General features: G+C 67.6%; 23 protein-coding genes and 1 tRNA gene. 13 read left to right on the top strand and 11 right to left on the bottom strand.

Going from position 1 to position 16,919, the window contains the following annotated elements; all coding sequences use genetic code 11:
* Complete coding sequence (locus tag P0Y33_RS03890) at positions 1-195, top strand: cold-shock protein (protein WP_279529246.1); 195 nt, start codon at positions 1-3, stop codon at positions 193-195.
* A gap of 157 nt (positions 196-352) precedes the next feature.
* Here the strand turns inward: P0Y33_RS03890 and P0Y33_RS03885 are convergent, their stop codons facing one another.
* Positions 353-1,705: an ABC transporter substrate-binding protein gene (locus tag P0Y33_RS03885; protein WP_279529245.1), complete on the bottom strand. Its 1,353-nt coding sequence runs from the start codon at positions 1,703-1,705 to the stop codon at positions 353-355.
* A gap of 142 nt (positions 1,706-1,847) precedes the next feature.
* On the opposite strand from P0Y33_RS03885, the gene P0Y33_RS03880 reads away from it, so the two are divergent.
* From P0Y33_RS03880 to P0Y33_RS03870, 3 genes are all read left to right on the top strand, one after another.
* Positions 1,848-3,050, top strand: coding sequence for a phosphoglycerate kinase (locus tag P0Y33_RS03880; protein WP_279529244.1), 1,203 nt, complete (start codon positions 1,848-1,850; stop codon positions 3,048-3,050).
* Positions 3,051-3,097: 47 nt separating this feature from the next.
* Positions 3,098-3,565 carry a GNAT family N-acetyltransferase gene (locus P0Y33_RS03875; protein WP_279529243.1) on the top strand — a complete coding sequence of 156 codons (468 nt, stop codon included), beginning with the start codon at positions 3,098-3,100 and terminating at the stop codon, positions 3,563-3,565.
* A gap of 11 nt (positions 3,566-3,576) precedes the next feature.
* Positions 3,577-3,650 (top strand) — tRNA-Thr (locus tag P0Y33_RS03870).
* Between the two features lie 62 nt (positions 3,651-3,712).
* Here P0Y33_RS03870 and P0Y33_RS03865 read toward each other — a convergent pair.
* Together P0Y33_RS03865 and P0Y33_RS03860 are read right to left on the bottom strand one after the other, a co-directional pair.
* On the bottom strand, positions 3,713-4,048 hold the full coding sequence (locus tag P0Y33_RS03865) for a hypothetical protein (protein ID WP_279529242.1): 336 nt from the start codon (positions 4,046-4,048) through the stop codon (positions 3,713-3,715).
* Positions 4,049-4,291: 243 nt separating this feature from the next.
* The gene (locus P0Y33_RS03860) at positions 4,292-4,546 is read right to left on the bottom strand and encodes a hypothetical protein (RefSeq protein WP_279529241.1); all 255 of its coding nucleotides are present in this window, start codon (positions 4,544-4,546) and stop codon (positions 4,292-4,294) included.
* Positions 4,547-4,598: 52 nt separating this feature from the next.
* Between P0Y33_RS03860 and P0Y33_RS03855 the strand changes: the two genes are divergently transcribed.
* The gene (locus tag P0Y33_RS03855; RefSeq protein WP_279529240.1) at positions 4,599-5,627 is read left to right on the top strand and encodes a DUF5784 family protein; all 1,029 of its coding nucleotides are present in this window, start codon (positions 4,599-4,601) and stop codon (positions 5,625-5,627) included.
* On the opposite strand, the gene P0Y33_RS03850 is transcribed toward P0Y33_RS03855, so the two are convergent.
* The gene (locus P0Y33_RS03850; protein WP_279529239.1) at positions 5,617-5,967 is read right to left on the bottom strand and encodes a hypothetical protein; all 351 of its coding nucleotides are present in this window, start codon (positions 5,965-5,967) and stop codon (positions 5,617-5,619) included. The genes P0Y33_RS03855 and P0Y33_RS03850 overlap by 11 nt on opposite strands.
* Positions 5,968-6,211: 244 nt before the next feature.
* Here P0Y33_RS03850 and P0Y33_RS03845 point away from each other — a divergent pair, with 244 nt between their 5' ends.
* Positions 6,212-8,641, top strand: a complete 2,430-nt coding sequence (locus P0Y33_RS03845; RefSeq protein WP_279529238.1) for an ATP-dependent DNA helicase — start codon at positions 6,212-6,214, stop codon at positions 8,639-8,641.
* Between the two features lie 104 nt (positions 8,642-8,745).
* Positions 8,746-8,913, top strand: a complete 168-nt coding sequence (locus tag P0Y33_RS03840) for an HEWD family protein (protein WP_279529237.1) — start codon at positions 8,746-8,748, stop codon at positions 8,911-8,913.
* On the opposite strand, the gene P0Y33_RS03835 is transcribed toward P0Y33_RS03840, so the two are convergent.
* Positions 8,894-9,154, bottom strand: coding sequence for a helix-turn-helix domain-containing protein (locus P0Y33_RS03835; RefSeq protein WP_279529236.1), 261 nt, complete (start codon positions 9,152-9,154; stop codon positions 8,894-8,896). The genes P0Y33_RS03840 and P0Y33_RS03835 overlap by 20 nt on opposite strands.
* Positions 9,155-9,294: 140 nt before the next feature.
* On the opposite strand from P0Y33_RS03835, the gene P0Y33_RS03830 reads away from it, so the two are divergent.
* On the top strand, positions 9,295-9,831 hold the full coding sequence (locus P0Y33_RS03830; protein ID WP_279530084.1) for an acyltransferase: 537 nt from the start codon (positions 9,295-9,297) through the stop codon (positions 9,829-9,831).
* Between the two features lie 27 nt (positions 9,832-9,858).
* Here the strand turns inward: P0Y33_RS03830 and P0Y33_RS03825 are convergent, their stop codons facing one another.
* The gene (locus P0Y33_RS03825) at positions 9,859-10,638 is read right to left on the bottom strand and encodes a mechanosensitive ion channel domain-containing protein (RefSeq protein ID WP_279529235.1); all 780 of its coding nucleotides are present in this window, start codon (positions 10,636-10,638) and stop codon (positions 9,859-9,861) included.
* A 2-nt stretch (positions 10,639-10,640) separates the two neighbouring features.
* Positions 10,641-11,450, bottom strand: coding sequence for a diadenylate cyclase DacZ (dacZ, locus tag P0Y33_RS03820; protein WP_279529234.1), 810 nt, complete (start codon positions 11,448-11,450; stop codon positions 10,641-10,643).
* A 125-nt stretch (positions 11,451-11,575) separates the two neighbouring features.
* Between dacZ and P0Y33_RS03815 the strand changes: the two genes are divergently transcribed.
* Positions 11,576-13,237 (top strand): aldehyde ferredoxin oxidoreductase family protein, encoded by a 1,662-nt coding sequence (locus P0Y33_RS03815; protein ID WP_279529233.1) that lies wholly within the window; start codon positions 11,576-11,578, stop codon positions 13,235-13,237.
* Here P0Y33_RS03815 and P0Y33_RS03810 read toward each other — a convergent pair whose 3' ends face one another.
* Complete coding sequence (locus P0Y33_RS03810; protein WP_279529232.1) at positions 13,238-13,510, bottom strand: ubiquitin-like small modifier protein 1; 273 nt, start codon at positions 13,508-13,510, stop codon at positions 13,238-13,240.
* Positions 13,511-13,566: 56 nt separating this feature from the next.
* Here P0Y33_RS03810 and P0Y33_RS03805 point away from each other — a divergent pair, with 56 nt between their 5' ends.
* Positions 13,567-13,809 (top strand): MoaD/ThiS family protein, encoded by a 243-nt coding sequence (locus P0Y33_RS03805; RefSeq protein ID WP_279529231.1) that lies wholly within the window; start codon positions 13,567-13,569, stop codon positions 13,807-13,809.
* Positions 13,810-13,917: 108 nt separating this feature from the next.
* On the opposite strand, the gene P0Y33_RS03800 is transcribed toward P0Y33_RS03805, so the two are convergent.
* The 3 genes from P0Y33_RS03800 to P0Y33_RS03790 are packed head-to-tail and all read right to left on the bottom strand — an operon-like array spanning position 13,918 to position 14,994.
* Positions 13,918-14,184: an elongation factor 1-beta gene (locus P0Y33_RS03800; RefSeq protein WP_279529230.1), complete on the bottom strand. Its 267-nt coding sequence runs from the start codon at positions 14,182-14,184 to the stop codon at positions 13,918-13,920.
* A 2-nt stretch (positions 14,185-14,186) separates the two neighbouring features.
* Positions 14,187-14,369: an HVO_2753 family zinc finger protein gene (locus P0Y33_RS03795; protein WP_279529229.1), complete on the bottom strand. Its 183-nt coding sequence runs from the start codon at positions 14,367-14,369 to the stop codon at positions 14,187-14,189.
* Between the two features lie 46 nt (positions 14,370-14,415).
* On the bottom strand, positions 14,416-14,994 hold the full coding sequence (locus P0Y33_RS03790) for a DUF2391 family protein (RefSeq protein WP_279529228.1): 579 nt from the start codon (positions 14,992-14,994) through the stop codon (positions 14,416-14,418).
* 81 nt (positions 14,995-15,075) lie between these two features.
* On the opposite strand from P0Y33_RS03790, the gene P0Y33_RS03785 reads away from it, so the two are divergent.
* Genes P0Y33_RS03785 through P0Y33_RS03775 form a run of 3 tightly spaced genes read left to right on the top strand, consistent with a single transcriptional unit; the run spans position 15,076 to position 16,915 of the window.
* Positions 15,076-15,288 carry a hypothetical protein gene (locus P0Y33_RS03785; RefSeq protein ID WP_279529227.1) on the top strand — a complete coding sequence of 71 codons (213 nt, stop codon included), beginning with the start codon at positions 15,076-15,078 and terminating at the stop codon, positions 15,286-15,288.
* Between the two features lie 56 nt (positions 15,289-15,344).
* A complete protein-coding gene (locus P0Y33_RS03780; RefSeq protein WP_279529226.1) occupies positions 15,345-16,259 on the top strand; it encodes an NOP5/NOP56 family protein in 915 nt (304 codons plus the stop codon).
* Complete coding sequence (locus P0Y33_RS03775; RefSeq protein ID WP_279529225.1) at positions 16,256-16,915, top strand: fibrillarin-like rRNA/tRNA 2'-O-methyltransferase; 660 nt, start codon at positions 16,256-16,258, stop codon at positions 16,913-16,915. Before P0Y33_RS03780 ends, P0Y33_RS03775 begins: the two co-directional genes overlap by 4 nt.
* Positions 16,916-16,919: the final 4 nt, after the last annotated feature.

Genomic DNA, 16,919 nt, shown 5'->3' with positions numbered 1-16,919 from the left:
ATGGCGAGCGGAAACGTTGATTTCTTCAACGACACTGGCGGTTACGGTTTCATCTCGACTGAGGACGCGGACGACGACGTGTTCGTCCACATGGAGGACGTTGGCGGTCCCGACCTCGAAGAAGGAGAGGAGCTCGAATTCGACATCGAGGACTCCCCCAAAGGCCCGCGCGCGACGAACGTCGTTCGCGCATAAGCGGTCCCCACGTCGCCACACGGCGACACGATCCGACTCGATTTTTTGAGACGTCACGACCCACAGCGGCCGCGCTGCATCGGAGGGTGAGATACGTTCCAGCCGACGAGCGACTGCGCTCGTGTCGTGTGGCGTGAAAAAGGAATCGTCGCAGTGACTACGCCGACAGGGCCTGCTCGATGACCGAGGAGTACGACGACTCCCCGATGTTGAACGCGACCTGTGCGTTCACCGCGCCGTCGAACTCCCTCTCGAAGACGCCCGAGAAGCGATCCGACAGTTGCTGGCCGTAGTCGTTGTTGACGTACAGCGTCGACACCGTGGAGACGTCGAGGCGTTCGGCCATGACCTGCGCCATGACGCGGCCCTGCAGGCGGTCCGAAGGCGCGGTCCGGAAGATGTAGTCGTCGTCCTCCAGGTTGGTCACCGACAGTGCCGTCGAGGACGGCGAGCACCCCACCACCTGGTTCGGGATGAACACCTGCTGGCAGACCGGGACGTTCACGCCCGAGGAAGCGGTCCCGCACACCGCGGGGACGCCCGCGCTCACGAGCGACTGCGCGGCGGAGACACCGGCACTCGGCGAGGTCTGCGTGTCTTCGACCTGTGCATTGACCGAGAGACCGGCCGGGTTCTGCGCGTTGACGAGTTTCGCCGGGAGTTCCGACGCCTGGATCATCGGCGCGCCCGTCGAGGCGAGGTCGCCGGTCTCCGGGAGGAGGATGCCCAGCGAGAGTTCCCGGTCCGACCCACCCGGCGCGCTGTCGGCCGCGGATCCGCTCCCCTCCGGGTTCTCGCCGGAGAACGACTGCGTCTCGACAGTCGACGTGGACTGTGAGTCGACGCCGTCGAACTCCCAGATGGCGTACGCCGCGGACGCGGGGTCGCCGTTCCCGTCGAAGTTGGTCGCGGAGGAGGCACCCTGGTAGTTGATGTCTTCACCGTTCGCGGCGGCCTCGACGCCCTCGATGAGGTTCTGCGGGCCGACGGTCATCCCGCCGGGGTTGGCGATGCGGCGCATCTGCTCGCGGATGGCCGCCCCGTCGTTCGCACCGGCGGCCGCGTTCGCCAGGACGAGGATGGCCGCGGAGTCGAACGACTGGGAGGTGAACACGCCCGGCGCCTCGCCGTACTCCTCGCGGAAGAGGTCGCTGAACGCCTGCTGGTTCGGCCCGCCGGCGGCGGGGGCCGTCCCGGTGACGTTGGTCATGTCGTTGCCGACCTGCGCCGGCAGCGCGCCGTCGCGGAGACCGTCGGGAATCAGAATCGAGTGGCTCCCGTCCGTCTGACTGTAGTAGTCGCGAAAGAGTTGGATACCCGATTCCGGGTAGCCGATGACGACGAGCCCCTCCACCGAAGCGCTCGCGCCGCCCCCGCCGCCCCCACCGCCCGTCGTGGTCCCGCCACCGTCACCAGTCCCGTCGGAGCTACTCGCACACCCCGCGACGCCAGCGATGCCCGCGGCACCCGTCGTCTTGAGGAAGTTACGTCTGTTGATACCATACACCATGACTCTCTGGAGCACGTAGTCGGTATATAAGACTTCCTTCGATACGGGCGCGAGCGCGACGGACAGTCGAGGAATCTTCTTCGAGACCGAGTAAATACGCGGAGAGAAACGCCTAACTGCGGGCGTTTCGGACGTTCTGACGATGGCGATACGGACTCTCGACGACGCGGCGGTCGACGGCGACGCGGTCGGCGTTCGAGTAGACATCAACAGCCCGCTCGACGAGTCGGGCGGGCTGGCCGACGACGCGCGCCTGCACGCACACGTCGAGACGTTGACCGAGCTCGCGAATCGGGGCGCCCGAGTGGCCGTCCTGGCCCACCAGGGCCGGCCGGGCGGCGACGAGTTCGGCCGGCTCGAACCCCACGCCGAGCGCCTCGACGAGTTGCTGGACGCGCCCGTCGACTACTGCGACGCGACGTTCTCGGCCGAGGCGCGCGCCGCCGTCGAGGCACTCGACCCCGGCGAGGTGGTCGTCCTGGAGAACACGCGTTTCTACAGCGAGGAGTACATGGAGTTCGACCCCGAGCGCGCCGCCGAGACGTTCCTCGTCGACGGACTCGCGTCGGTCCTCGACGCCTACGTCAACGACGCCTTCGCGGCCGCCCACCGCTCACAGCCGTCGCTCGTCGGCTTCCCGGCCCGCCTGCCCGCCTACGCCGGACGCGTCATGGAGCAGGAACTCGACGTCCTCGGTGGTATCGACGAGACGCCCGAACCACGGGCGTACGTCGTCGGCGGGGCGAAGGTCCCCGACTCCGTCACCGTCGCCCAGCACGCCCTCGAGAGCGGCCTCGGCGACGTCGTCCTCACCACCGGCGTCGTCGCGAACGTCTTCCTCCTCGCCGCCGGCCACGACCTCGGCGAGGCGAGCGCCGACTTCGTCCGCCAGCAGGGCTATTGGGAAGAGATCGACCGAGCGGCCGACCTCCTCGACCGGTACGGCGACCGCATCCGCGTGCCGACCGACGTCGCGGTCGAGCGCGACGGCCACCGTCACGTCCTGGCACTCGACGAATTCCCGCCCGCGTCCGACGAGGCGGTCATGGACATCGGCCCGGACACCGTGGAGACGTACGTCGCCGAACTCGCGTCCGCCGGGACGGTCGTCCTGAACGGCCCGGCCGGCGTCTTCGAGGACGAGACGTTCGCCGACGGGACGCGCGACCTCTTCGCGGGCGTCGCGGCGGCCGATGCATACAGTATCGTCGGCGGGGGCGACACCGCCTCGGCCATCCGCCGCTTCGACCTGACCGGCTTCGACCACGTGAGCACCGGTGGCGGTGCCGCCCTCCGACTGCTCACCGGCGAGGAACTCGCCGCCGTCCGTGCGCTCGACCAGTGACCGGACCGAGAGACGACGCTCGACGGCCACGCGTCGAGCGAGCCGAGATGGACGATCTCGACACGGTCGTCGACCAGTGGGTCACCCTCGTCGCCGACCAGCGCGAACACGGGACGCACCTCCTGCCGGAGGAGAACCGCGAGACGGCCCGCGACGTCCTCTCGCAGTACGTCGCCACGGACAAACTCCTCGTCGCGCGCGTCGGCGGCGTCGTCGCGGGATTCGTGATGTTCCACGTCGAGACCGGTCTCTACGAACAGGACGTGACCCGCGGCGTCGTCGACAACGTCTACGTCGGACCTGCCTATCGCGGGGCGGGTGTGGGGTCGGCACTCCTCGACGAGGCCGAGTCGACGCTCGCAGCGCGCGGTGCGGACGTCGTGTCGCTGTCGGTGATGGCGTCGAACGTCCGGGCGCGAGACCTCTACGAGTCGCGGGGGTACGAGGCACAGCGGGTCGTCATGGAACGCGACGTCGATTCGAAAAACGATACTCACTCAAAGGAGGACGGATAAGGCGGAGGTGGGCCAGAGGAGCTTGGGTGGTTCAAGCGCTCGACTTGTAATCGAGAATCCATGGGTTCAAATCCCATCTCTGGCTCGTTCTGCGGCGAACCACAGCGAGGAGTGACGGCGACGGCGTTCGAACTCCGCTGCTGGCACCTACCGTCTCGTCTCGGACGGCCGTCGGTGAGTGGCGTCGTCGGCGTCGGTACCCGTTGTGTCGCGGTCGAACGACGCCGCGTCGTAGCGATACGGATCCTGCGCCGCGCGAACTATGGAATTCTCGACGGCCCACCCGCACTTCGCGACGGCGTAGGCGACGGCCGCAGTCACGCTGATGACCACGTACCCGAGCGGACCGACCTGTCCGGCGAGGACGAACGCCTGGTGGGCGAACGCGACGAGAATCGCGGTCGCGACGAGCGTCGCGAGCGGGGCCGCCAGCGGTCGTCGATAGAGGTCGAGCAGGCCGGTCGGCGCGTCGTCGGACGACATCGAGTGTCAAACTATACTCGTGTGACAAATATCTATCGGAGCGCCGAACCTGTCGGGACACTGTCGTTAGAAGAGGTCTCGGGAGACGAGTGCGTGACTCCCCCAAGCCGTGTGCCGAACGAGTAGCCGATACCAGCTAGTTCCGGCAGCACTCTCCCCCGTACCCCGCACCGCTCGGTGAGCGATGCAGTCGAACTACAGTGTCGTGGATGCATAGAACCCCGGGGTCGAAGGCCAGGGTGTTCAAGTAGTCTCCGTCGAGTCCTCGGCCGGTTCCTCGTAGACGAGTTCGTCGAGCGCGCGCTCGTAGGCCGCCCGCTCCCAGTCGGGGAGGTCCTCACCCATCTCCTCGACGATGGAGTGGAGGACCCCCGCGACGAGTTCCTGGGACTCGGCGTCGAGGAGTGGCGGTCGCGTCTCCGTCTCGCCGACTACCTCGCCCGTCTGGAGGTCGAGTACCTGGTAGCGGCCCTCCGTCTCGTCGTTCGCGTCGTTCATATCGGGAGGTGGCGCGCGGAAAGGATAAACGTAGGCACGACCTACCTCCGCTGTGGCGAAACCTCTTCGTTTCCGCCGGGCGATCGGCGGGTGGAACGTCGGGCGCGTCCGCTCGGCGCTCTACGCCGATCTCGACGCCAACATCGGCGCGACGATGCGCCGGCCGTGGTTCGAGCAGCCGTCGGGCTACGAGGCGCGGCGCTTCGAGATGGACAACGGCGACGTCGCGCTCTTCTGTTGGGCGAGCGACGGCGACGGCGGCTACTGGCTCGGCAACACCGAGACCCCGCAGACGCTCTGGCGCACCGACAAGTACGGCTTCGACGAGGTACCCTACCCCGTCGCGCGGTGGGCCCAACGCGAACTGCTCGCCCAACTCCGCGAGGAGGAACCGTGGCTCGAACCCTACGACCACCTCGCGTGGTTCTTCCTCCCGGTCTTCCTCTCGAAGGACGGCCGCGAGAGCACGCGAACGTTCTTCCGCGACCACGCGGCGGGCTTCCCCGACGCCGCCCGCGACGAGGCTCTCCAGTTCTACGAGGACGTCCTCTCGACCGGCGTCCTCGACGACGACCGCCACGAGACGGCGGGCAAACTCGGGACGCCCGACCACGTCGACCTCGTGCGGATGCGCGCGGCGATGGCCGAACTCAACGCAGTGCGACTCCTCGTCGATGCCGGCTACGACCTCGACCCCGAACACGAGGTCTCGACCGGCCACTCGCTGGACTTCCGCGTCGAACGCGACGGCGAGGTGAGCCTCGTCGAAGTGACGCGGCCGAGTCCACCTGCCCGGCGGAACGCGAACACACCGACCGCGGCGGTCCGCGAGACGGCCGCGACGAAGGCCGAGGGCCAACTGGAGAAACACGGCGGCGGGGCCACCCTATTCGTCGACTGTTCGAGTTTCGTCGACGACGACTGGGCGGCCGTCCGCGGCGAACGACCGGACGTCGGTCACCACCCCGCCGTCGTCTACCGCGTCCGCCCGAGCGGGCACGTCGAGGGGTACACGAAGGGGAGCGTCCCGGTCGACCTCCCCGACTCCTTCGCGGACGTGAGTACGACGGCTACTCGTTGACCGGTTTCCCTTCTTCGGCGTCGAACTCGACGACCGCGAGGTGTTCGGCGACGAGCGTTCGCTCCGGTTCCTCGACGTGTCCCGCAGGGACGACGACGGCCGGGCGGTACTCCGGGTCGTGGGCGGCGTAGAGCGTCGTCTGCCCCGTTCCCTTGATGAGACTCTCGGCGTCGTTCTCCACCTCGATGGCCCACGTCGCGACGGGCCCGTTCGCGAGGAAGTCGACTTCCCGACTCGTCTCGTCGAGGACGTAGTTCTGTTCGACGTCGTCGGAACCGAACTCACTCTCCAACCACGTCTGTACCGACTCGGCGAACTCGTCTTCGGGAACGTGTGTCACGTTCCGTTTTCGGAGCGTCGACAGTTGGCTGTGGTGGCCGACTCGCCTCTTCGAGATTCCCGCTGCTCACGGGTCGCGTTCGCTCCCCGTTCGCCTTCCCGAGATTCTCGCTGCTCGCGTGTCGTCGCGTTCGCTCCTCCCGCTCGCCTCTTCGAGATTCGGAACGAACGACCGAAGGGAGTGAGTGAGAATCTCGTCGAATCCGCGGGTTCTTAGGTGAGGACGACCTCATCACTCTCTACGAATGCCGGACGCCTGCGAGCAGTCGGCGGCGGACTGGGAGGAGTTCTTCGCGTTCGAAGAACCGTACGAGAACCAGGCCGACGCCATCGAGACCGCCCTCGACGTCGGGGAGCGACGCGGCTTCCTCGCGATGGAGGGACCCTGCGGCACGGGCAAGACGATGGCCGCCCTCACGGCGGGCGCGACGCTCGTCCGCGGGTCGTCCCAGTACGAACGCATCCTCGTCGTCACGCCGGTCAAACAGCAACTCCGCCAGTTCGTCGACGACCTGCGGGCGATGAACCGCGGACTCGACGACCCGCTCGACGGCGTCGCGCTCGTCGGCAAGCGCGACCTCTGCCCCTACGCCCGCGAGGACGTCTTCCCGCGGGAAGTCTCGACCCACGAGCGCTGCGAGGACCTCCGCGAGTCGACGGCGAATCTCGTCCGCGACGACGGCGACCAACAGACCTTCGACGGCCAAGACGCAGACGAACTCTCGAAGCTCCGACCCGACGGCGCGCTCGACGAAGCGTGGTGGGACCCCGTACAGGGCCGCGAACTCGCCCGGCACGCCCGCCGCGACTCGGACGCCCGTATCACGGACGACGGACTCGACACCGCAGACGCCGAGTCGCCCTACGTCCGCCACCAGCCAACCGCCCCCGACGAACTCTCGGGGCAGGGCGAGACGCTCTACTGCCCCTTCGAGGCCGACTGGTACGGTCGGAACAAGGGGTCGCCCATCGACTTCTCGGCGGGCGAGGACGGCGTGGTGACGGTCTCGGAACTCCTCCCCGCCTCCGTCGAGCGTGGCACCTGCCCCCACCGCGTCCAGAGCGTCCTCCTCGACGCCGCGGACGTGATAATCGGCAACTACAACCACCTCTTCGACCCGAACTCGCGGCCCCTCCTCGACGGACTGCTCGACGAGCAGACGTTCGTCGTCGTCGACGAGGCCCACCGCATGGAAGAGCGCGTCCGCGACCTGCTCTCCGACCGCGTCGGCCGCCAGTCGCTCGTCCGCGCGGCCAACGACTTCGGCCAACTCCTCCAGGCCGCCCGCCAGTCCGAGGACAACCGCGAGGAGATCGCCGAACGCCTCCAGAGTTACGGGGCGAGTCTCGACGCCGTCGAAGACGCCCGCGAATTCCTCGACGCCCTCGCCGACTGGGTGGACGAACGCACCGCGGAGTTCCTGCGGACGGAGTTCGGCACGACCGACCCGCGCGACCTCCCCGAACGCGACCTCGAAGTTCCCCTGCGCGACCCCGAGCGGACCGAACCCGACGAACTCACTCGCTGGGCCGAACGCGAGGGGTACACGGGCGACGTGTGGCGGTCGCTCGCGACCGTCGGTACGGCCGTCTCGAACACGCTCGACGACGCGGAGGGCGAAGAGACCGACCGGCAGACCGTCTGTGGACCGGTGGGTATCACGCTCACCCGCTGGTGGGAACGCGACCACGCGGGCTACTTCCGCGAACTCGAACTGGAGTACTCGGGCGGCGTGAGCGGGGAGACCCACCCCGATCACCCCTGGCGCGCCGCCTACGCACCCGGTCTCCTCATGTACAACTGCATGCCCGGCGACCGAATCGGCGACATCCTCGGCGAACTCGGTGGTGGCGTGTTGATGAGCGCGACGCTCGAACCCATCGACGTCTTCGAGGAGGTCGTCGGTCTCGACCGACTCGCCGACGGCGACGACGGGACCGAAGAGGAAGTCCCCCGACCGGTCGAAGAGCGGACCTACGACCTCCCGTTCCCCGAAGAGAACCGCGCGAGCTTCACCGTCGACGCGACGGCCTACACCCGCCACAACCGCGGGGGAGTCGACGAGGACACCCGGACCCGCGACGAGTACAGACACGTCCTCCGGACCGTCGCACGCACCCCCGGGAACATCCTCGTCTGTATGCCGAACTACCGCGAGGCCGAGTGGGCCGCCGACTACCTCGAAGACGTCGTCGACAAACCCGTCCTCGTCGACGAGAGTTCAAGCGACGAGGACACCGAGGACCTCAAGCAGTCGTTCTTCGCGGGCGGCGAGAAAGTCCTCGTCACGAGCACGCGCGGGACCCTCACCGAGGGCGTCGACTACGATGGCGACAAACTCGCGGCCTGTGCGGTCGTCGGGGTCCCGCTCGTGAACGTCGGCTCACCCCGGGTGCGCGCCGTCCGCCGCGCCTACGCCGACGCCTTCGGCGAGGAGAACGCCTTCGAGTACGCGTTGACCGTCCCCGCGGTCCGACGCGCCCGGCAGGCTATCGGGCGGGTCATCCGCGGCGAGGACGAGGTCGGCGTCCGCGTGTTCGTCGGCAACCGCTACGTCGAGGGCGCACGCCACTCCGTCCACGAGTACCTCGCTCCCGAAGAGCAGGCCGAGTTCGTCCGGATGACGCCCGAGTTCCTCGGGCCGCAACTGGAGGCGTTCTGGGCCGACCACTGAATCGGTCCGACGGGTGACGAACCGCCGGAACGACCGTGAACGACCCGTCGCAAGGCGGGCCGGGGTGGTGTGTTTTAAGGTATCGCGCGACCTCAGCGAGTGATATGAGCGCGATTCGCACCCCGAACGAACGCTCGTGTACCCGCTGTGGGCGACACGAAGAGTGGAACGAGGAAGAAGGAACGTGGACGGTCGTCGACGAAGAGGTCGGCGACGTCTACTGTATCCACGCGTGGGACATCACCGGGCAGTTCACGCCGGTCGAGCAGTAGCGGACTCCACTTCTTCGACGTCGGCGGCGGTGGGCACGTAGTGGTTGCCGTCGCGCTCGACGACGTCGCGTTTTCGCAGGGTCTTCAGGACGCTGAGCAGCGTGATTCGCGGCAGGTCGAGGCAGGCTTCGAGGTCTTCGACGGTCGCACCCTCGGTCGTCTGGAGGTAGAGGTAGACGAGTTTGGCGCGCGGGGACTCGACTTCGTCCGGGAGGGGAGTGGGAAACTGTGGTGCGTTCATCCGTTATCTGTCTCGAATACTTCGACATCCATAAACCCTGCCTACAACGATCGTCGAAACTCCGGAGAGGTGCGTTGAAGCGCCCCCCGGACGAATGGGTGAGCGTGTCCGACGACGCCGACACCGACGCTGACACCGACATCGACGCAGACGCCACCGTCGACACCCCTTCCGACGCCGACGGTCGCCGCCACGACCGGCTACAGCGCCACCCGACGGCGGGACCTCGGAACTCGCTGCGTCACTGGATGCGCGCTCGCCACCCGCTCCGCGTCGTGCTCAACTACGTCTTTGTCGTGCTGGCCCGGCACTCGCCGAGTCTCCGACTGAAGGTGTGGCTCTACCGTCGCCTCGGGATGACGGTCGGCGAGGGGGTCTCCTTCGGCTTAGAGTCGACGCCGGACGTGTTCTGGCCGGACCTGATAACGGTCGAGGACGACGCGATAATCGGCTACGACGCCACCCTCCTCTGCCACGAGTTCCTGCAAGAAGAGTACCGGACCGGCGAGGTCCACGTCGGCGAGCGGGCGATGATCGGTGCGGGCGCGGTCGTCCTCCCCGGCGTCGAAATCGGCGCCGACGCACAGGTCGCCGCGAACTCGCTGGTCGCCGAGGACGTTCCGGACGGAGTGACGGTCGCCGGCGTGCCGGCGGAAGAAGTGACGCGCGAGGAGTGAGAGTGAGTGGGAGTGTGAACGCGGACGTCAGTCTCGAATCCGGACGACGCCCCGGCGGAAGACGAGGCGGTTGGGGACGATGTACTCGGTCCCCTCGTCCTCGACGTGGGTGACGAAGATGTTGACGTCCTGGACGATGCCCTCGTTGTCGTCGATCTTGACGCGGTCGCCGATGCTGTAGGGCTGTCGGAGGAGGAGGTAGATGCCGGCCGTCGCGGAGGTGAGGAGGTCTTTCGTCGCGAGCGCGGTGAAGACGATGAGCGCCGCGGCGTACGCGGCGAAGAGGACGATGAGCGCGGCGACGGCGACGCCGAGTTGCCCGAGCGCGACGAGGATGGCGACGAAGACGATGCTGTACTTGACGACCTTCGGGACGACGTTGCTCTCCGGGAGTTTGACGCCGCGGAGCCACTCGCTGACGACGAGTTCGGCCTTGTCGCCGAGGACGAGACCGACGACGAGGACGGCCAGTGCGACGACGACGCGCGGGATGAAGACCGTCGCCTGCGACCAGAGGACGGCCGCGGGGACGAGGTTGGCGACCTGGAGGGCGACGAGCGCCGCGACGACGTAGATGACCCACGAACTGAGTCGGGCGAGGACCGAGACGGTCGAGGTGTTGAAACTCCGGGCGGTCCGTTCGAGACCCGTCCCCTCGACGGTGCTCGGGACGTTCGCGGCCCGTAACAGTCGTTCGTTCACCCGGCCGACGAGGTAGCCGGCGACGAGGCCGACCAGGAGGATGGCGACGGCCAGGACGTAGCGGAACTGTTCTGCGAGTATCGTCTGCCAGTCGAGCGTGATCATCGTCAATACTCCTCCGGGTCGAGTTCGAGCACGAGTTCGCCACCCTTGAACGCCCGCACCAGGCCGTCACTCTCCGAGAGGACGATGGAGATGGCGTTCGTGTCGCGGGTGATGGCGCCCGCGGCCATGTGGCGGGTACCGAGGCCCTTCGGGATGTCGACGCCCTCCGCGGAGGGTTCGAGGTAGCGGTAGGCGCTCGCGATCTTCCCCTCGTCGGTGATGACGAACGCGCCGTCGAGACGGGAGAACTCCTTGAGCATCACGTTCACGATGGGGTCGCCGACGTGGACGTGGGACTTCTCGAAGGGGTTGTAGCTGAGCGGGCGGGACTTGTTCATCACCTTCCCCGCGTCGCCGACGACGAACAGCGCGCCGACCGGCTTGCCTTTCTGACCTTTCTTCCCGAGTTCGATGACGACCTCGAAGACGTCGCGGATGACCGCGGGGTCGGCCCGCGACTGGACGAAGAGGTCGTAGATGCCGGAGTGTTTCGACTCATCGGCGCGCACGCGACTCAGCGTGTCGACGTCGTCGCCGAACATGGCCGTCGCACACGTCACGACGTCGCCGTCCTCAACGAGGCCGTTGTCGAGTGCCCCCTCGATGCCGAATCGAATGCGCTCGCGGACGTCCTCGAAGTCGAGGGGGAGTTCGACGAACTTCTCGGCGCCGACGGAGTTCTCGTGGGCGACGACGACCACGTCGGCGTCGGCGTCGGCGACTCGCTCGAAGTACGACCCGCTGGGCGAGAAGAGCAACAGGGCGTCGATGTCCGATACGACGTCGTCGAGGAGATCGCGAGGCGCCGCCATTAGTCGGATGCACTCACGGCGCGAGCAAAAGGGTTGTGCCGAGGACGACGTCCGAAAGCCGACCGGCAGACGTCCACCCCCGACCCCCCTCCACACTTTTGGTGAATCCCGACGAACACGCGGACATGCTCCACGCGGAGGGCGAACTCCTCACCATCGACGTCGGTGAACGGACCTGGGAGACACGGGACATTGACGACGTCCTCGAATCGTTCGTCGGCGGCCGCGGCGTCGCGACTCGCCTCGCACACGACCGCATCCCGTTCGACGCCGACCCGTTCGGCCCGGAGAACCACGTCTACCTCGCGACCGGTCCGCTCCAACTCTCACAGACGAGTTTCACCGGTCGGACGAGTATCACCGGTCTCTCGCCGCTCACCGACGGTCTCCTCTCCTCGAACGCCGGAGGCTACGTCTCGCGGAACCTCGCCGGGACGGGGTTCGCCGCCGTCGAAATCGTCGGGCAGAGCGACGAGTTGCTCGCGGTCCACGTGACCGACTCGGGTGTCGAGTTCGAGGAAGTGCCCGACCTCGAACATGCTCTCACTTCCGAGGTGACCGAGGCGATGGCCGAGCGCCACGACCTCGGCGCCGAGAACCTCGTCACCATCGGCCCGGCGGGAGAGAACCAGGTGCGCTACGCCTCGGTGATGACCTACGACACGCGGGCGTTCGGGCGCGGCGGACTCGGCGCAGTCCTCGGTTCGAAGAACGTCAAGACCGTCTCCTTCGAGGGCGACGCCCACCCCGAATTGGACCTGCCGAGCGACGTCCAACGGGAGATCCACCGCGCGGCTGCGACGGCCGACGACATGATGAAACGGCAGGGCACCACCGCCGGGACAGAGTTCATCAACGACAACTTCTCGCTGCCGACCCGCTACTTCTCGGAGTACGAGTTCGAGCACGTCGAAGACATCGGCGGCGACGCCGTCGAGGAGAAGAAGTACGAGAAGGCGGCGTGTTCGGTGTGCGCGTTCGCGTGCAAACTCCCGACCAGAGACGAGGAACGCGGCGTCGAAGCCGAGGGACCGGAGTTCGAGACGGTGTTCGCCTTCGGGTCGAACTGCGGCGTCGGCGACGTCGTCGACGTGATGCAGTCGAACCACCTCTGCGACGAGTTCGGCCTCGACACCATCTCCTGTGGGAACTCCGTCGCTGCCTACCTCGCGAGCGAAGACGAGTTCGGCAACGCGGACTTGGTCCACGACCTAGTCGAGAAGATCGCCTACCGCGAGGGCGTCGGCGACCTGCTCGCGGAGGGCGTCCACCGCGCCCACGACGACCTCGGCGTCGAGGACTGGACCGCGAAGGGAATGGAGTTCGCCGCTCACGACGGCCGCGTCCTCCACGGACAGGGTCTCTCCTACGCCACGGCGAACCGCGGCGGCGACCACATGTACGGCGGGATGCTCTCGCTGGAGTACAGCGGCGAACTCGACCCCGAAGGACTGGAGGGGAAGGCCGAGGTCCTCGTCGAGGAGGAGAACTTCAACGGCTTCCGCGACTCGGCCATCGTCTGTGCGTTCTCCGGCGACTACATCGACGAGGCCCAGTTCGAGGCGCTCTTCGACGCCGACTACGAGGACCTACTCGACGTCGGCGCCCGGACCGTGGAACTCGAACGCCACTTCAACAACCAGCGCGGGATGGACCGCGACGACGACACTCACGTCTACGCCGACGACCTGCCGGACTTCGAGTCGGAACTCTCGGCCTACTACGAGGCGCGCGGGTGGAACCAGGACGGGACCGTCGACGACCAGCGCGTGGCGTCGTACACGTAGTCAGCCCCCGACGACCGGCGGCGCGATTCGGACCACGTCGCCGTCGTCGAGGTCGGTGTCGAGGCCGTCGAGTTGTTTCACGTCCGTCTCGTTCACCGTGACGCTGTAGGACTCGACCGCCTCCGAACCGAGGTCGGCTTCGAGGTCGGGGTACGCTTCGACGAGCGCGTCGACGGCGTCGCCGACCGTCGCGTCGGAATCGAGCGAGAGGGTGGTCTCTTTCTGTCCGGCGTCCTCGCGAAGCGGTCCGAAGAGGTGGACGTCGACGTTCACACGTCGAGGTAGCGGCGGGTCGGACTTAATTTACCCCGGCCGAACCGAGAGGGTGTATGGAGGTCGAAGTCCGCGCCTACGGCCAGTTACGGGACAAACTCGACGCGAAGGAGACGACGCTCGACCTGGAGGACGGTGCGACCGTCGGCGACGCCGTCGAGGCCCTCACCGACGCCCACGAGGGGTTCGACGCCGACCTCGTGCGCGTCGCGATGGTCGACGGCCGCCACGTCGAGGAGGCGGACGAACTCGACGAGGGAGCGACGCTCACCCTCTCGCCGATGCACATGCAGGAGTAGAACAGTCGAACGATTGTACAACTCTTCAACTGACTTTGACTCGCGGCGTGGCGAACGCCGTCGCTGTCGGGTCGAACGCTCGCGAAAAGTGAGAGCGAGTGGGGGTCGTTATATCCGGCCGACGGACTCGACGGAGACGGACTCGACGTCGTCGACGTCGGCGAAGGACTCCTCGACTGCCTCGGTGCCGCCGGCCTCGTCGGGGACGATGACCGTCGGGAGGAGCGCGACGAGACCGAACGCGACGTCGTCAGTCTCGAAGCCCTGAATCTTCGCGCCCTCGGGGAGCGCCTCTTCGAGACGCTCTTTGAGTTCCTCGAGGTCGACGTCGGGACTCTGCGGCATGACCTTGAGTTGTGCGGCGACTTTCCCCATCGTTACGGCCCTCGGAAGCCACAGTCGGGACACTCGTAGAGGTTGCTCTGCTTGCGGCACTTGGCGCAGCGGTAGATCTGCTGGCCGCAGTCCGGACACTTGAATGCGGCGGCGTTCGTGCCGGAGATGTTGATCCCGCACGAGACGCACTTCTTACGCGTGTTTCGCTGTTCGGCGTCGCTCATAGGTGACTTTGCCGCTGGAGAAGTTTTAACGGTTCTGGTCCGTCCCTCAACTGCCGGGGAGGATGTCGCCCAGGGCGGCGCCGATCGCCATCGGGGTGAAGGCGACCGTACACGTACAGAGGGCGAGCCACGGGTCCGTCATCCAGTCGACGCGCCCCCAGATAGTCAGCAGCGCGACGGACGTCCCGAAGGAGATACCGAGCACGCCGAGGAGCCGGCGGGGGATGAAACCGAGGACGGGGTCCTTGACGCGTACCTCCTGAAACTTGGCGACGAAGAGGATGGAGACGACGAGTCCGACGGTCGCCACGAGGGAGAGGACGAACAGGAGCGGGTGGCCGGTCATGAACTCGCCGACCTCGTTCGTCCCGCCCTCGACGCCCATCGGGATGCCGAAGAGGAGTGCGCCGAGGAACGCCTCGGCGGCGTCGTGGCGGTCGAACCCACGGATGATGCGTCCGAACGTCCCCTTCCGGCGGTTCGTCTGGAGTACCTCCACCTCGGCCTGGACCTCCTCGGCGGCCTCGATGGCTTCCTCGAGTCGTTCGCGGGCCTCGGGGTCCATCACCTCGTCCTCCAGGGCCTCGAGGTCGGCGAACAGTTCGTCGAGTTCCTCCTCGGGCATGTGGGCGAGGTGAGGGACGGCCCCCGTATAAAACGATGGGCGGCCAGCACGTTTTTTCCGTCGCCGTCGGTTGGTTCGCGTATGCCCGAGTATCCGCGTCCGAAGGAGGTCAAGAAGGGAATGACCGTCGAGATCGACCAAGGACACGGCAAAGAACCTATCAAAGGCGAGGTCGGCGTCGTCATCGGTGAAGCCGACCCCAACGGGACGGAAGTGAAACTGAAGTCCGGTGCGGAGGGCCGTGTCCGCGAGATCCTCCCCGAGGGCGAAGGGAGCGGCCCACAGCCGACGTAACGGTTCTCCCGACCCACGTAGACACTTTTTAGCGCGCGCGGCCCCGACTCACGGGTATGACTACAGAGGGCTGGTTCGCCGACCTCGACCCCGGAGACGTCACGGCCGCCGCCGACCGCATCCGCGACGACGAGTGGGGTGCCGACGAACCCGCCGACTGGCCAGCGGCCGCCGTCGAGGCCGGGTTCGCCGCCGACGAGGACGACTACTACGACGCGCTCCACGAGGCGACCGTCGAAACGACCCGCACCGCCGTCGCCGAACGCGAACGCGCCGACGACCAGCAACTGGTCCACGCCATCCGGACGATGGACGACCTCGCGGAGACGACGAACGAGTTAGCCGAGCGCGTCGCCGAGTGGGGCGGGAGCCTCTTCCCGGCCGACGAGGAAGGTCCCGAGGGCGGCGTCCCCTACGCCCGCGACCTCGCCGAGCGCGACCCCGAGGAACCCGCGGAAGAGCGCGTCGTCGACCTCGCCCGGCGCGTCGTCGACCTCGCCGACGAGCGCGACGCGGTCCGCGAGTTCGTCGAGAAGCAGGCGCCCGCCGTCGCGCCCAACCTCTCGATGCTCGCCGGGCCGGTCCTCGCCGCACGGCTGATGGAGCAGGCGGGTGGCCTGGAGTCGCTGGCGAAGATGCCCAGCGGGACCGTCCAGGTGCTCGGCGCCGAGGACGCCCTCTTCGCACACCTCCGCGGCCACGCGCCCTCGCCGAAACACGGCGTCATCTTCACCCATGAGTACGTCCGTAACACCCACCCCGACGAGCGTGGCTCTGCGGCACGCGCACTCGCGGGGAAACTCTCCATCGCCGCCCGCGTCGACCACTACTCGGGCGACCGCCGTCCGGAACTGGAAGAGGAACTCGACGAGCGGATGCGTCGAATCCGCTCCCGCTACGAGGGCGGGGGTGGCGGCGGCGAGGCAGGTGAGGCGAGCGACGCCGACGCCGAAGGAGGTGCGGACGAATGAGCGAGCGCCCCGACGGCCCACTCCCCGACGGCGTCGTCCGCCGGCAGTTCCCCGGTGACGACGAACCCCGCCTCGCCACGCGGGGCGAACCGGTCTACGGCGAGCCCGTCGAGGACGGGTGGCGACGCTGGGACGCCACGCGCTCGAAACTCGGCGCGACCTTCGAGAAGGGCCTCGACACCGGACTCGAAGACGGCGACGCCGTCCTCTACCTCGGCGCGGCCAACGGGACGACCGTCAGCCACGTCGCGGACTTCGCCGGCCCGACGTACGCGGTGGAGTTCGCGCCACGCCCGACCCGCGACCTTGTGGGCGTCGCCGAGGACCGCCCGAACCTCTTTCCACTCCTGAAGGACGCCCGCAAACCCGCGAACTACGCCCACGTCGTCGAGTCGGACCTCGACGCCGTCGTACAGGACGTCGCGACCCGCGGGCAGGCCCGCGTCGCACTGGAGAACCGCCGCTTCCTCGCCGACGACGGCCGACTCGTCGCCGCCATCAAGGCCCGAAGCGAGGACGTGACGAAGGACCCACGAGCCGTCTTCGACCGCGTCCTGAACGAACTCCGGGAGGGGTACGAGATTCTCGACACCGCCCGGCTCGAACCGTTCCACGAGGACCACCTCGCCCTCGTCGCGACGCCGAAACGGGAGTGACGAG

The organism is Halospeciosus flavus, from assembly GCF_029814175.1.
In the GTDB taxonomy this organism is placed as follows: domain Archaea; phylum Halobacteriota; class Halobacteria; order Halobacteriales; family Halobacteriaceae; genus Halospeciosus; species Halospeciosus flavus.
This window is presented reverse-complemented; position numbering and strand designations above follow the sequence as displayed.

What these genes read in the sequence shown, in the direction of transcription:
- P0Y33_RS03790 (WP_279529228.1), bottom strand. Translation starts at nt 14,994, where the DNA reads ATGCCCGAGGAGGAACTCGACGAACTGTTCGCCGACCTCGAGGCCCTG.
- P0Y33_RS03890 (WP_279529246.1), top strand. Translation starts at nt 1, where the DNA reads ATGGCGAGCGGAAACGTTGATTTCTTCAACGACACTGGCGGTTACGGT.
- P0Y33_RS03805 (WP_279529231.1), top strand. Translation starts at nt 13,567, where the DNA reads ATGGAGGTCGAAGTCCGCGCCTACGGCCAGTTACGGGACAAACTCGAC.
- P0Y33_RS03845 (WP_279529238.1), top strand. Translation starts at nt 6,212, where the DNA reads ATGCCGGACGCCTGCGAGCAGTCGGCGGCGGACTGGGAGGAGTTCTTC.
- P0Y33_RS03865 (WP_279529242.1), bottom strand. Translation starts at nt 4,048, where the DNA reads ATGTCGTCCGACGACGCGCCGACCGGCCTGCTCGACCTCTATCGACGA.
- dacZ (WP_279529234.1), bottom strand. Translation starts at nt 11,450, where the DNA reads ATGGCGGCGCCTCGCGATCTCCTCGACGACGTCGTATCGGACATCGAC.
- P0Y33_RS03840 (WP_279529237.1), top strand. Translation starts at nt 8,746, where the DNA reads ATGAGCGCGATTCGCACCCCGAACGAACGCTCGTGTACCCGCTGTGGG.
- P0Y33_RS03835 (WP_279529236.1), bottom strand. Translation starts at nt 9,154, where the DNA reads ATGAACGCACCACAGTTTCCCACTCCCCTCCCGGACGAAGTCGAGTCC.
- P0Y33_RS03815 (WP_279529233.1), top strand. Translation starts at nt 11,576, where the DNA reads ATGCTCCACGCGGAGGGCGAACTCCTCACCATCGACGTCGGTGAACGG.
- P0Y33_RS03885 (WP_279529245.1), bottom strand. Translation starts at nt 1,705, where the DNA reads ATGGTGTATGGTATCAACAGACGTAACTTCCTCAAGACGACGGGTGCC.
- P0Y33_RS03775 (WP_279529225.1), top strand. Translation starts at nt 16,256, where the DNA reads ATGAGCGAGCGCCCCGACGGCCCACTCCCCGACGGCGTCGTCCGCCGG.
- P0Y33_RS03880 (WP_279529244.1), top strand. Translation starts at nt 1,848, where the DNA reads ATGGCGATACGGACTCTCGACGACGCGGCGGTCGACGGCGACGCGGTC.
- P0Y33_RS03825 (WP_279529235.1), bottom strand. Translation starts at nt 10,638, where the DNA reads ATGATCACGCTCGACTGGCAGACGATACTCGCAGAACAGTTCCGCTAC.
- P0Y33_RS03860 (WP_279529241.1), bottom strand. Translation starts at nt 4,546, where the DNA reads ATGAACGACGCGAACGACGAGACGGAGGGCCGCTACCAGGTACTCGAC.
- P0Y33_RS03785 (WP_279529227.1), top strand. Translation starts at nt 15,076, where the DNA reads ATGCCCGAGTATCCGCGTCCGAAGGAGGTCAAGAAGGGAATGACCGTC.
- P0Y33_RS03875 (WP_279529243.1), top strand. Translation starts at nt 3,098, where the DNA reads ATGGACGATCTCGACACGGTCGTCGACCAGTGGGTCACCCTCGTCGCC.
- P0Y33_RS03795 (WP_279529229.1), bottom strand. Translation starts at nt 14,369, where the DNA reads ATGAGCGACGCCGAACAGCGAAACACGCGTAAGAAGTGCGTCTCGTGC.
- P0Y33_RS03800 (WP_279529230.1), bottom strand. Translation starts at nt 14,184, where the DNA reads ATGGGGAAAGTCGCCGCACAACTCAAGGTCATGCCGCAGAGTCCCGAC.
- P0Y33_RS03780 (WP_279529226.1), top strand. Translation starts at nt 15,345, where the DNA reads ATGACTACAGAGGGCTGGTTCGCCGACCTCGACCCCGGAGACGTCACG.